The organism is Clostridium sp. C1, assembly GCF_018223625.1.
GTDB lineage: Bacteria > Bacillota_I > Bacilli_A > Erysipelotrichales > Coprobacillaceae > Allocoprobacillus.
The window spans coordinates 1,341,259-1,354,102 of record NZ_CP073631.1; the positions used below are offsets into that span (position 1 = coordinate 1,341,259).

Sequence of the window (12,844 nt, forward strand, 5' to 3'; positions counted from 1 at the left end):
ATTAAACCCCCTTTATATTTTTGGCAATTCTTTCATATAAATCAATCGCCTTGATTAATACATCTTCATGAAAGTTAAATGTTTCCGTATGCAGTCCACTTTGATAACGGTCACACTTTGTTCCAAGAAAGAAGAAAATACCTGGAACAGACTTTTGATAAAAAGCAAAATCTTCCGCTAACATCAAAGGTTCATCTAATTCCATATAACGATCTAAATCAACACATTTTTTCCATTGTAAATACAACGATGAAGAATTAATGACTGGTGGATACATTGGTGGACAACTCCACTCAATTTGACATTGATAACTTTGCATTAAGCTTTCATGAATCGCTTGAATATGTTTTGTCATTTGGTGAAAAAGAGATTCATCATAACAACGCAAAGTTCCATGCATCACTGTTTGTGTCGCTACACTATTACGGGCTGTTCCTCCTTCTATTTGGCCAATATTCAAAACAACTGGCTGAAAAGGAGAAATCTGACGAGAAACCATTGTCTGATATTGCATATAGGCCTGATTGGCTATCATAATACTATCAACACCATCTTGAGGTAATCCTGCATGAGCACCTTTTCCATGAATAGTGACATCCAGTTCTCCACACATTGCCATCAATGGTCCTTTTTTACAGGCAATCATTCCTTCTTCAATCAATGGCATCAAATGCATACCAAAAATCGCTTTGACATTGTATTTTTCAAAAACACCAGATTCAACGACAAAACGAGCAGCTCCCGGTGATTCTTCAGCAGGTTGAAAAATCAAAAGAATATTATAATTCAATGGTTCTTTTATAATTTTTAAACGTTTTGCAAATCCCAATAATGCACTCATATGTCCATCATGCCCACAGGCATGCATACATCCAGAATGTTTAGAAACATAATCGACTTCATTTTTTTCTTCAATCGGTAGACCATCTATATCACTGCGAAAAGCAAGTGTCGATAAACATCCATTATCAATATAAACAATCGTTCCAGTATCTACAATACTTTCCCATTGATATCCCATTTTTTCCAATTCATGACGTAAATACTTTGCTGTTTCATATTCTTTTAATCCCAGTTCAGGAATCTGATGAAGCTCTCTCCTCCAACGTTTGACATCTTCCATAATTTCACCTTAAATTTTTCTTAAATCATCCATCAATTGTGTCTTTTCTTTTGTTTCATCTGTTTTTTCTTCTTTAATGATACGTGCTGGATTTCCTGCAACAACAGCTCCAGCTGGCACATCATTTAATACAATACTTCCTGCACCAACAACAGCCCCTTTACCAATACGAACACCTTCTACAACAACTGCATTCGCACCAATTAAAACATCATCTTCCAATACAACTGGTTTGGCACTAGGTGGTTCAATAACACCTGCTAAAACTGCTCCAGCACCAACATGACAATGTTTTCCAACTTCAGCACGTCCACCTAAAACAGCGCCCATATCAATCATTGAACCTTCACCAATTTTCGCTCCAATATTAATCACAGCCCCCATCATAATGACCGCATTATCTTCAATTGTCACATTTTCACGAATAAATGCACCCGGTTCAATACGTGCATTGATATTTCGCATATCCAACATTGGAATCGCACTATTACGACGATCCTGTTCTAAATAAGTATCTGTAATCTGATCTTGATATGTTTCTAAATATTTTTCAACATTTTCTAAATCACCAATTAAAACACGACTTGTTTCTGTTCCAAAAACTTGAATAGATTCATCACAAGGTAAGTCATGTCCATTGACATAAACTTTTACTGGTGTTTGTTTTTTTGCATCTCTGATATATTGAATGATTTCTTGTGCTGTACTATACATTTTTAAAATCCTCCTCATTTATGATTCCTTCAAATACCGTTCTTGCTGGTCCTTCCATGAAAATATGACCATCTTCATAATCAATATGTAATACTCCACCTAACAGTTCCACATCAACCTGCCTTCCACATAAGCCATTAACATAACTGGCATACATCACTGCACAGGCACCTGTTCCACATGCCATTGTTTCTCCTGAACCTCTTTCCCAGACACGCATTTTTAAACGCTCTGGACTTACGACCTGTACAAATTCTGTATTAACAGATTCGGGAAACATCTGATTTTTTTCAAAACAAGGACCAATGTCCTCAATCGCAAAATCAAGTTGATCAACATAAGTCACAACATGGGGATTTCCCATTGAAACAGCGGTACAATAATAAATATTTTGATTAATTTGCAATGGTTCATTAATCATTTCCGTTTTTTCAAAAAGACAAGGAATCATTTTCACATCCAATGATGGTTTTCCCATATCTACTCTGACAGATTGCACCGTTCCATTTTCAACCTTTAACCAGACTCTTTTAACTCCAGCCAATGTTTCAATTTCCAGATAAGTCTTCTCAGTTAAATGATGGTCATAAACAAATTTCGCAAAACAGCGAATCCCATTACCACACATCTTTCCTTCACTGCCATCACGATTAAACATACGCATCAAAAAATCATAATTTTGAGAAGGAAGAATCACAATCATCCCATCACTGCCAATTCCAAAATGGCGATCACTGATACGTGATATAAATGCTGGTGTCATAATGATATCCTGATGAATACCATCAACATAAATATAATCATTTCCAATGCCTTCCATCTTTGTAAATTTCAATGTTTTTCACCTCATCTTTTTGAAATATATTAACATTTTTTTAATATAATGAAAAGTCTTTTAAATGAATTGCATATATTAAAACAAGGTGAAAGTATGAAATATATGTTTAAAAAAATCAACCAGATTCTCTCTATCTTCCTGCTTACTTTAATTATTATGATTCTTTATTATCATTTTGCATATTAAAAATAACGGCCTAGCCGTTATTTTCATCACTATGATCTTGTGTTATTGTTTCTGTTGAAGTATTATCTTGAGTCTTAGAATCTGTATGTTCTTCTATCATATTTTGTTTTGTTTTCTTTTTATTTTTAAGAATCAAAGCAATAAAACCAATCACAACCAAAATGCCTATACCGACAAAAACATAAGTCATATCCATACTTGCTTCTTTTGCAGAAGAAATAACAATTTCATTCTCTTGAGGGGGCTGACTTGCCAGTTCCAGAAGATCAATTGTCACATTTTGACCATCAACAGTTCCAACATTGGACTGCACATCTCCCGGCATTTTAATATTCATCACCATCTCTAAGCCTAAAGCCTTCATCTTATCTACAGAATAACCAGCTGTCTGTGAAAACTCTGAATTCATTTGTTGACTTAGATTTTCTAATGGTAATCTTAAAACCAGACAATCTTTCCCATCAATCGTTTCTTCTTGAATATTGATCCCCATTTCATCAACCGTTGATGTTAATCCTTCTATACGCACACCAACCCATTGAGATGCATCTATCATTTCATCAATAGCAGTCACTTTAGCATTCTGCCCTTCTGGTGATGATAGAATTTCATCTTCCATCTGTTGAACAAAATCTTCCTTTGTCATTTGAGAAGCTTGTAAAGCACTTTCTTCAATTAGTAACTCCATAGATGAACGTACACTTTTATCGGAACCCACTTCAAAATTCATTCTCATTTTCATGCATCCTGTTAATAAAAAAACAGTTAATAATAACGTAAAAACTTTTAATATTTTTTTCATAAATATCCACCTTCCCTATCTCCATTGTAACATATTCTTGATTAAGAAACATAAATTATCAAAAAAAGACAATAAATATTTAAACTTCCTCTTAAAATCATTGTATGTTATAATTCTATCACTATAAAAAAGGAGAATGTAAATGGGATTATCAGAGTTTTTAAGATTAGCCATTCCTTCAGTAGGTTTGGCAGGTTTGATTGTTTTGATATTGGGAGGAATGTATGGATTTTATCTTTTTTATCAAAAAAAGCAAGGCAAAAATATTCATTGTTCCATCAAAAAACTGATTTTAAGTGGTATGCTTATTGGCTATGTGATTGTTGTGATTTTGGCAACACTGACCAGTAGGTCCAGTTTTTCTTATGAACAAAAATTCAGTTTTGAACTATTCAGTTCCTATCGTATGGCTATCAATCATTTTCAACTACGTGAATGGCGTAATATCATTTTAAATATCATAATGGGTGTTCCTTTAGGCATCTTATTACCATGTTTATTTGAGAAAATGAGATATTGGTGGCCGACATATCTTTCAGGACTATTATTTACAATATTGATTGAAACAACACAACTGATCACACATCGTGGTATTTTTGAAATGGATGATATTTTGAATAATACTTTAGGGTGCATGATTGGTTTTGGTTTATTTATTTTAGGTCATACGCTATACCAAAAAGCAAAGAAAAAACCTATCAAATTAAGACCTGTCATTATTTCTCAGTTTCCTCTATTTTTAGCAATCCTATCTTTTACTTATATATTTGTATCTTACTCATATCAAGAATTAGGTAATTTAGCACAAGCTTATTATAAAAAAGCAGATATGTCACATATCGAAGTCATAAGTCATGTTCCTTTATCACATCAAGCGACCTCACAACCTGTTTATAAAATCAAAACATATCCCGATAAAGACTATAACACTCTCGCAAAGGCCATTTTTCAAAAGCATCAAGATATCATAGATGACCAGCAAACAGAAATAAACAATGAAAACATGTCTTTTGTATCAAAAAACAAAGATATAAACATCTTCATTGATAAAAAAGAAGGCTCAATGAATATTATCTATCCCGAAGAATTCCAACCAAACACGCAAAACTTATCTCAACAGGAAGTGAAAAAAGTCATTGAAAAAGAAGGTATTTCAATTCCAGAACAGGCCATTTTTACACAAATAGATACAGGAACCTATGAATTTTCAATAAATTCAAACACAGGGCAACATTATATTCAAGGCAATATTTCAGTACAAATCAACCAAGATTATTCTCTTTCTTTTCTATCTTATCAAATAAAATCCTTTGATATTTATAAGTCCTATCCTATCATTTCTGAAAAACAGGCTTTCCAATATATTAAAGAAGGACAATTCAATCAAGATTGGATGATCTCTTTAGGTAACGAAATCGTTATTCGTTCAATCAAACTTGTATATAGAGAAGATTCAAAAGGGTATTACCAACCTGTTTATCAGTTTGGTATAGAAAATGATCAATTGATTTATATCCCAGCTATTCAATAATCAGTCCTAATGAAAAAGTATATCTTTGAAATGATATACTTTTTCATCATATGTATTTATAAGTCCACAAAAGAAATCAGTTCCATATCATGTTGTTGAATAAATGCAGATACCTCTGAATCCATTAGTGAAGCAAATTCTCTTGCTCTTTGAACATGATAACTGCTCAAATCTAATAAAGTCTGATCAACATAAGCAGGATGTAAAGCCAATTCAATAATTTCTCTTTTTTCATCGAAAGCTTTTTCAAATAATTTCAACAATGTTTCAACTGTTCCATGATTATAAAAATCTGGAATATGGCATGGTGCATAGGCAATACCATGTTCTTTTAAAATATTTTCTATCTGTTGATTTTGAGCACGCATAGGTAAATGATATTTTTTAGCCAATTTCATAGCTGCTTTGAACTGTTTTGGTGTCATACATACATGAAAATCAATATGATCAGGTCTAAGTCCAGTCGCTAAAAACTTATCCATCTGTGCCTGATATTCTTTATCTAATTCACTTTGTTCACTTTTTTCAATGATTTCTGGATCACGATAAAAATGATCATTTTCATCCGTTAAAGTTTTTAACCCTTTAACCACAGAATATTGAACTGTTGTCACCAAATGAATACCTACATGTAATAAATCTGGATATTGTTTCATTAATGAAACAGCATGTTCAAATCCGGGCATATTAACCATTAAACTTGTAGAAGTCAAAATGCCATGTTGAAATCCTTCTAATATAGCCAAATTCACTCCTTTAGAAAATCCAAAATCATCAGCATTCATAATCACTTTCATATGATAATCCTCCCTTTCTTCTATCATAACACAAAATCATCTTGTATCTTTATAAAAAGAGGCTTATTTTTTAAACAACATCATTTTATTATCGTAACCATCAGCAAAGTATTGTATAATAAAGTTGTAAAAATATACAATCAAAAGGAGAATATCATATATGGAATCACATCTTTCAGGAGTATGGATTGTAGCTATCGCTTTTTATGGACTTGCCATATATACTTTCATCACTTCAAAACCTATGAATTTCTGGGCTGGTCATAAAATTTCATCTCATAGAATAAAAAATGTCAAAAAGTATAATATTTGTTTAGGGATTATGTGGTTGTTTTTAGCTATTTATTTTAGTATTGGCTCTTATTATGAGTATACGAATCATATAAATACGGTTTATATGATGTATCAAATATTTATGAAATACATTTTATTATGTATGATTATTTATTACGCTGCGATATGGTATTATTTTAAAGCAAGGTAAATAATACTAAAAAACTATGATGCTTCTCTATAATTTTCAAAAAGCCCTTAAAACAATTTCAATAGAACAGTAATAAAAACACTGCATTCAAGCCATTTTAAAAGTATATCAAAGTATGATTTTACATACTCAGATATACTTTTTTAGTATGAATATCATTGATATATGTTTTGATTTTCATTATCAAATCATGTTTTGTTCATGCATCAAAAATAAACTTCACATTTTTTTACTCTCTACTTTTACAATTTATAATTCTTATTCATACTTTGTGATATATTTGTTGTATTGTTGTTTATTTTCCTCTATCAATTCTAGTCTATATCTATCTCCAGTCAATAAAATACGACTCCATGTATTGATAGGAAAATTCTTTAATAATGATATTTGATACTGATCACCATCTTCTGGAACCCAGATTTTGTCCAATGTATATTTATCATTTTCTTTCTTTAATGTCACTTTCATATAATCAAAATAACCACTTGTCATATGTTCTTCATTCTTTTTATATTCTTTTATATAAAACATTCCATAAACATCTACTTTGTTTTTGGATTCATTAATTTTAAACAATCTATATGATACTGTTGCAAAATCATATTCAATATATTCATCGTCCATATGTGCCAATTCATACCTTAAACTTTCATCAAGTTCTTTTGTTGGTGTCACAACCTGATAATCCCAATAAAACAGTAATACTCCTAAAGAGGCTATAATTCCTAAAATAATCAAAACTATCTTTTTCTTTTTGCTCATTGTTTTGTCCTCCAAATACTATCATCTCACTTTTCTTCATTGCTTTCTGGAATATCATGACTATCAATATATTCATACATCTGTTTTGCACATTTTGTAGATAGCTTTTCCATATATCCTTTAGGATCATCTAGAAATATATAAAGCCATGTTCTTATAGGCATATGTTTTAATATATCCATTGTCGTTTGTGGATACTGATAAATCCATATTTTTTCTGGAATCACTTTTTGTTGTTCATCTTTTTTTTAAATAAGCAACAAAATAGTTAGCTTCACTAAAATCAGTGGAATACATATCAATATGTTTTTCTTTTCTCTCTTTGTTTTCTTTGAGAGTTTCATTATTACATTCGAATAATACACAATATCCATAAACTTTGATATATGTATCATCTTCTGTATATCCAAAAGCATGATAGGCGGATGTAGCAAAATCATAATGTAAAGGCATAAATGTTGCTAAATATTCATCTGGTTCTATCATTGTTTCAAGACATTCTGTCACAGCCTGATCAACTTCTTGAGGCAATTCCACTGATAAATTCAAACAATAATGATAAATTTGTAATAATCCCATCACAAATGCAATAACAACAATCGATATGATTGTGACTTTCTTACTCTTTTTCATTTTAACCTCTCCCACTTTTAAGTTATTCAAGTCAATTATCTATTATAAAAATTACAATATTTATCAAAAATATGTTTTAAAAACACTTTAATATTTTATTAATAATTCTTTAATATCATTAGTATTTTAAACACAAAAAAAGCCCTTAAAATAAGGACTTTACCGTTTCGATGGAGCGGGTGATGGGAATCGAACCCACGTAGTCAGCTTGGAAGGCTGAAGTTCTACCATTGAACTACACCCGCATACTCTGGGGCGGACGATGGGAATCGAACCCACGAAATGCCGGAGCCACAATCCGGTGCGTTAACCACTTCGCCACGTCCGCCATATTGTTTTATCTCAATTAGGCAAGTACAAGTATATAAGATTTTCAATCATTTGTAAAGATATTTTTTCATTTTTTAGAAAAAAATATTTTCAAATATCATTTTATCCTCTCTTTACATAAAATTTACATGATAATCATGTTTGATTATCAACAATTTGTTATATTAAATAAGAATAAGGAGCGCTGATAACTTATGAAATTAACAACTTATAAAAAGATTATTGAAATTTTGATTATAATCATATCTATCCTCATGATCATGCTCTGTGCTATGTATACCATTGATCAAGATTTTTATAACTTACCTATCATTGTACTCGTAGCTATTATAGGTATCATATGGATTATATCACTTATTTGTCATTTTATTTTATGGAGATGTCCTTATTGTCATCATAGGGCAAGGTTTCTACCATTTTCAAATGATAGTATTTTTTGTTCTTATTGTGGACATAAAATAATATAAATACAAAGAAATTCACAAAACATACACTTCTTTTTGTTATAATAAATACAAAGAAGGTGATGATCATGAAAAAGAAATTATTATTTATATTAGGATTTATCATTTGTGTGGGGGGGATTTACTCGTTTATTCATTATGATTCCAAAGAAACAACCAAACCTATAGAAAAAACAAAACAACTCATTAACGAAAAAGACATCATATTAGAGCCTGTTCAGTATTCTTCCAATCATCTGATAACATCTTTATCCATTTCTCCCGAAAGTCTTTATGTTGTTGATAATTCACAATATCTCCAACATTATACCGTTACTGTTAAATTATTTAAAAACACTTCTGATAATCTTTATATGTCTTTCGATCCTATAGAATGGGATATTCATTCAACTTTAGATATTGATTATTCTCTTGATAAAACTCTCATTCAAGATAAAAACAAATTAAAAGATTTCGAATCACAATTAGAAAAAATGTCCAATAATGAATCACATGATCTAACATATGGTATAGACATAACTTCTTCACAAGATCAGACACATGAAATTCATTTTGTTGGCACCCTGAAATAAAACAAGGAAGATCAATTTGTCTTCCTTGTTTTATTTCATAATCTCAATATCTCTGATATCATAAAATTCTATTCTTTGATTATCTATAAATAAAACTTTACGATAATCTATATCTATTTGAGTAATCATTCCTTGAATTGTTTGATATTGTTGATGGTGATAATAAACAATATTCACAACCATACCTTTTTGAAGCTGTTGAAATAAACAATTCAGTCTTTCACATTCATCTTCCAGCAATTCTTTTCTTTGTACAGGCTTTTTTTCTTTTTCACGAAGATATTCTCTAAATCCCTTTAATGAATCAAAGGGTTGAAACTGAGTGGATTGATCATGATTATTGTGCATTGTGTCCTCCAATTAACTGATGACGCTTTCTTGCGGTTGCTTTATCTAATATGTTCATTGCTTTTAAAACGGCATCCTTCCCATATTGATTCTTAATATGAACAATAGCCTGTTGTAGTTGTCTTTCTTTTTGAATATCTTCATAGTCTGTAAATAAATCATATGCTTCATATCTTTCATCTTTTACATCTCCAAAAGCGATTGAAATCTTTCTAATCAGTTGATTTCTAAATGTTGTAGATTGAAACAATTCAATAAACTCTTTCACAAGTAAACGACAAGAGTTTGTCACAACACCCATTGTACGACTTCCACCTGTAGAAGGCAGTGAAGCATCCACATATCTGACATGTAAAGAAATGTGATTTGTGACTAATCTTTGTTCTACCAGTTCTAAAGCATTATCTTCCACCATTTCTTTTAAAACAAGCAATCCATCATGAAAATCATAATCACCAAATAAAACTTGACCATTGGAAATAGAACGATGGCGTGGTTGATAACTTTTAATTTGTTGGAGCGTTGCAGGTTCTTTGCCCCATGCATGTTGAATTAAAAAACGAGCATTCACTCCAAACTCCTTATATAAGATATCTTGTGGACACATGGCAACATCCTGCATCGTCATCAGTCCATGTTTATGAAGTCTTTTTTCTATCCCTTTTCCAATTTGCCAGAAATCAGTAAGCTGGGTATGATTCCATAAAGTCTTCTGATATAATTCTTCATCCAGATAAGCAATATGACTTTGATTGTGTTTGGCTGTAATATCCAAAGCCACTTTCGCAAGATAAAGATTTGTTCCTACTCCTGCTGTTGCCGGAATACCTGTTTTTTGATAAACCTCATCAATAAGCATTTGTGCCAGTTCTTTTGCATTCTTATTATAAAAACGTAAATATTGCGTCACATCAAAAAAAGCTTCATCTATCGAATAAACATAAATATCATCAGCACTTATATATTTTAAATACAAACCATAAATATTCGCAGAATATTCCATATAAAGTTTCATTCTTGGTTTAGCCACAATATAATGAAGATGTCTTGGAATTTCAAATAAACGACATCTGTTTTTTACACCCAGTTGTTTCAAATGTGGTGAAACAGCCAGACAGATTGTACTTTTTCCTCGTGAACTATCAGCAACAACCAAATTGACCTGATAGGGATTCAACCCTCTTTCTACACATTCAACAGAAGCATAAAAACTCTTAAAATCAATGCATAAATATGCTTTATTCATATTCTCACCACCCTTACATGGCTATTATACAAAAGAAAAGTTGCATATTCAATCTTATTTATGCAACTTTTCTATACAATATTTTCCATTTTAAAGTTGATGTTTCACTCGATCATGTTCCTCTGTCCTTTTCGCATCATTAAAACGATCCAACGTTCCCACCAGATATCCTGTAATACGACGAATTCTTTGCATAGGTTGAGGCTGTAAATGATAATGCATATCTACAAAATCACCATCAATTGTTAATGTTAAAGCTGTTAAAGTATCCTGAGGGAATTTTTGTTTGACATATTGAATGTATTCTTTAATTTCTTCTTCACACATTTCACCGTTTAATACTTCAACTTCTACATTATCCAAAATATCTTTCATCTTTGCCACCTTCTTTTCTTTTATTATAGTCAACGAAACTTAAAAAAACAAATAAAATGAATCATCCCCTCTTGAAAAAAGAGAGAGCTATTTATACAATAAGAAAGACAAAGAGAGGTGCATAAAATTGGAAAGAATTACAAGTTTTAGTGTTGATCATACTCAACTGAAAAAGGGAGTTTATATTTCACGTATTGATAATCATCTAACAACATATGATATTAGAATGTGTGAACCAAATATTGATAAACCTTTAGACCCTAAAGCTGCTCATACGATTGAACATATTGGGGCAACCCTATTAAGAAATGGGAAATATAAAGAACATATTATTTATTTTGGTCCAATGGGATGTATGACAGGATTTTATCTAATTACAAAAGATTTAAGTTTTGATACAGTAAAAACTCTTGTGAGAGATACGTTTGAAACAATTGCAAATTGGAATCAAGATATTCCTGGAGCTAAAAAAGAAGAATGTGGCAATTATACTTATATGGATTTAGATAAAGCGAAACAATCTGCTTCATTCTTTATTCATAGTCAATGGGAGCATGAATATCATTATCTTTAAAAACACAAAGAATCTAAAAGAATAAACATCATTCTTCTAGATTCTTTTATTTGATATCTTAACATCATTATCAAAACAACATACTTTTTAATCATCTTTTTAAAAACTTTGTCGAATTTTTTCAATCATATCAATACAGTCAATAGAATCCTGTAAACTCATATGTGGACTTTCTATAAGCTTCGCTTGTAAACAGCGATGAACTTCTTCAATTTCACCAAAGAAATCATCATTGATATAAGGTTTTTCAATCTGATGCGATGTTCCTGTAGCATCAATAATTGTGGCTTGTGTAGGACGATAAAAGGGCTGTGCTAAAATTGTTCCTTTGGTTCCTTTTATTTCTAAGATAGAATCTTTCTTTTCATCAAAAGCCATTTCCATCAAAGCTTTTTGTCCACTTTCAAAAGTGATTGTTACCTTTTCATGACAATCAACGCCATAACGAAATTGCACTTGAGAATCAATTCTGGCAACTGGAGAATGAATATAATCTAAAGTGCTGGCCACATTATAACTTCCAACATCATTGAGAATACCACCTTGTTCTTGATCAAACAAATAATGTCCTTCTAAATAATCCCTGTCATAACAAAAGCATGTTTCAACACTTAACAATTCACCAATTTCTTTGTTCTCTAAACACTCCTCAATATCTTGAATCAAAGGAATAAAACGTGTTTTCATGGCTTCCATAAAAAATGTTTGATTCTTGATTGCTTCCTGTTTTAAATCTTCCATTTGCCATTTATAAAGTGTTGCTGGTTTTTCACAAAGAACAGCTTTATGATGTTGTAAAGCTTTTTTAGCCCAACGATAATGATCAATATGCCTCATTGCCAAATATACAGCATCTACATTTTCATCATTTAATAAATCTTCATAATCATGATAAACCTTAACATCCGGATGTTCTTTTAAAAATTCCTCACATTTGCTTTCTGTATAAGAAGCAGCTGCATATAATTGACCATTTGTACTCTTTTCTAAACTTTTTATAAAACGTTTGGCAATATTTCCTATTCCCAATATTCCCCATTGAATCATATAGCCTTACCTCCATAC

The 12,844-nt window shown here is 31.2% G+C and carries 16 protein-coding genes and 2 tRNA genes; 4 read left to right on the forward strand and 14 right to left on the reverse strand.

Features of this window, described 5'->3' with window-relative positions; all coding sequences use genetic code 11:
- Position 1: 1 nt before the first annotated feature.
- From KEC48_RS07305 to KEC48_RS07320, 4 genes are all read right to left on the reverse strand, one after another.
- The gene (locus tag KEC48_RS07305) at positions 2–1,123 is read right to left on the reverse strand and encodes a M20 family metallopeptidase (protein ID WP_211965138.1); all 1,122 of its coding nucleotides are present in this window, start codon (positions 1,121–1,123) and stop codon (positions 2–4) included.
- Positions 1,124–1,132: 9 nt separating this feature from the next.
- Entirely contained in the window at positions 1,133–1,837 is a 705-nt protein-coding gene (gene dapD, locus KEC48_RS07310; protein ID WP_205089254.1) for a 2,3,4,5-tetrahydropyridine-2,6-dicarboxylate N-acetyltransferase, read from the reverse strand.
- The gene (gene dapF, locus KEC48_RS07315; RefSeq protein ID WP_211965140.1) at positions 1,830–2,672 is read right to left on the reverse strand and encodes a diaminopimelate epimerase; all 843 of its coding nucleotides are present in this window, start codon (positions 2,670–2,672) and stop codon (positions 1,830–1,832) included. The genes dapD and dapF overlap by 8 nt, the downstream gene beginning before the upstream one ends.
- A gap of 199 nt (positions 2,673–2,871) precedes the next feature.
- Positions 2,872–3,663 carry a hypothetical protein gene (locus tag KEC48_RS07320; protein ID WP_211965142.1) on the reverse strand — a complete coding sequence of 264 codons (792 nt, stop codon included), beginning with the start codon at positions 3,661–3,663 and terminating at the stop codon, positions 2,872–2,874.
- A gap of 142 nt (positions 3,664–3,805) precedes the next feature.
- On the opposite strand from KEC48_RS07320, the gene KEC48_RS07325 reads away from it, so the two are divergent.
- Positions 3,806–5,194, forward strand: coding sequence for a VanZ family protein (locus KEC48_RS07325; RefSeq protein ID WP_211965144.1), 1,389 nt, complete (start codon positions 3,806–3,808; stop codon positions 5,192–5,194).
- A gap of 56 nt (positions 5,195–5,250) precedes the next feature.
- Here the strand turns inward: KEC48_RS07325 and KEC48_RS07330 are convergent, their stop codons facing one another.
- Positions 5,251–5,991, reverse strand: a complete 741-nt coding sequence (locus KEC48_RS07330; RefSeq protein ID WP_211965146.1) for a ChbG/HpnK family deacetylase — start codon at positions 5,989–5,991, stop codon at positions 5,251–5,253.
- Between the two features lie 160 nt (positions 5,992–6,151).
- Here KEC48_RS07330 and KEC48_RS07335 point away from each other — a divergent pair, with 160 nt between their 5' ends.
- The gene (locus KEC48_RS07335; protein ID WP_211965148.1) at positions 6,152–6,475 is read left to right on the forward strand and encodes a hypothetical protein; all 324 of its coding nucleotides are present in this window, start codon (positions 6,152–6,154) and stop codon (positions 6,473–6,475) included.
- A 258-nt stretch (positions 6,476–6,733) separates the two neighbouring features.
- Here KEC48_RS07335 and KEC48_RS07340 read toward each other — a convergent pair whose 3' ends face one another.
- The 5 genes from KEC48_RS07340 to KEC48_RS07360 all read right to left on the reverse strand — a co-directional run bounded on the left by KEC48_RS07340 (position 6,734) and on the right by KEC48_RS07360 (position 8,198).
- A complete protein-coding gene (locus KEC48_RS07340) occupies positions 6,734–7,237 on the reverse strand; it encodes a hypothetical protein (protein ID WP_211965150.1) in 504 nt (167 codons plus the stop codon).
- A 26-nt stretch (positions 7,238–7,263) separates the two neighbouring features.
- On the reverse strand, positions 7,264–7,464 hold the full coding sequence (locus KEC48_RS07345) for a hypothetical protein (RefSeq protein WP_211965152.1): 201 nt from the start codon (positions 7,462–7,464) through the stop codon (positions 7,264–7,266).
- Positions 7,465–7,474: 10 nt separating this feature from the next.
- Positions 7,475–7,870, reverse strand: a complete 396-nt coding sequence (locus KEC48_RS07350) for a hypothetical protein (protein WP_211965154.1) — start codon at positions 7,868–7,870, stop codon at positions 7,475–7,477.
- A 171-nt stretch (positions 7,871–8,041) separates the two neighbouring features.
- Positions 8,042–8,115, reverse strand: a tRNA-Gly gene (locus tag KEC48_RS07355).
- 6 nt (positions 8,116–8,121) lie between these two features.
- Positions 8,122–8,198: transfer RNA gene (locus tag KEC48_RS07360), tRNA-His, on the reverse strand.
- A 534-nt stretch (positions 8,199–8,732) separates the two neighbouring features.
- Between KEC48_RS07360 and KEC48_RS07365 the strand changes: the two genes are divergently transcribed.
- Entirely contained in the window at positions 8,733–9,236 is a 504-nt protein-coding gene (locus KEC48_RS07365) for a hypothetical protein (RefSeq protein ID WP_211965156.1), read from the forward strand.
- A 30-nt stretch (positions 9,237–9,266) separates the two neighbouring features.
- Here the strand turns inward: KEC48_RS07365 and KEC48_RS07370 are convergent, their stop codons facing one another.
- The 3 genes from KEC48_RS07370 to nrdD form a co-directional block, all read right to left on the reverse strand.
- On the reverse strand, positions 9,267–9,584 hold the full coding sequence (locus KEC48_RS07370; RefSeq protein ID WP_087358159.1) for a YolD-like family protein: 318 nt from the start codon (positions 9,582–9,584) through the stop codon (positions 9,267–9,269).
- On the reverse strand, positions 9,574–10,830 hold the full coding sequence (locus KEC48_RS07375) for a DNA repair protein (protein WP_211965157.1): 1,257 nt from the start codon (positions 10,828–10,830) through the stop codon (positions 9,574–9,576). Before KEC48_RS07375 ends, KEC48_RS07370 begins: the two co-directional genes overlap by 11 nt.
- Positions 10,831–10,920: 90 nt before the next feature.
- Positions 10,921–11,205, reverse strand: coding sequence for an anaerobic ribonucleoside-triphosphate reductase (gene nrdD, locus KEC48_RS07380; protein ID WP_211965158.1), 285 nt, complete (start codon positions 11,203–11,205; stop codon positions 10,921–10,923).
- A gap of 127 nt (positions 11,206–11,332) precedes the next feature.
- Here nrdD and KEC48_RS07385 point away from each other — a divergent pair, with 127 nt between their 5' ends.
- A complete protein-coding gene (locus KEC48_RS07385; RefSeq protein WP_211965159.1) occupies positions 11,333–11,779 on the forward strand; it encodes an S-ribosylhomocysteine lyase in 447 nt (148 codons plus the stop codon).
- Positions 11,780–11,878: 99 nt separating this feature from the next.
- On the opposite strand, the gene KEC48_RS07390 is transcribed toward KEC48_RS07385, so the two are convergent.
- Complete coding sequence (locus KEC48_RS07390) at positions 11,879–12,826, reverse strand: Gfo/Idh/MocA family oxidoreductase (protein ID WP_211965161.1); 948 nt, start codon at positions 12,824–12,826, stop codon at positions 11,879–11,881.
- Positions 12,827–12,844 lie beyond the last annotated feature (18 nt).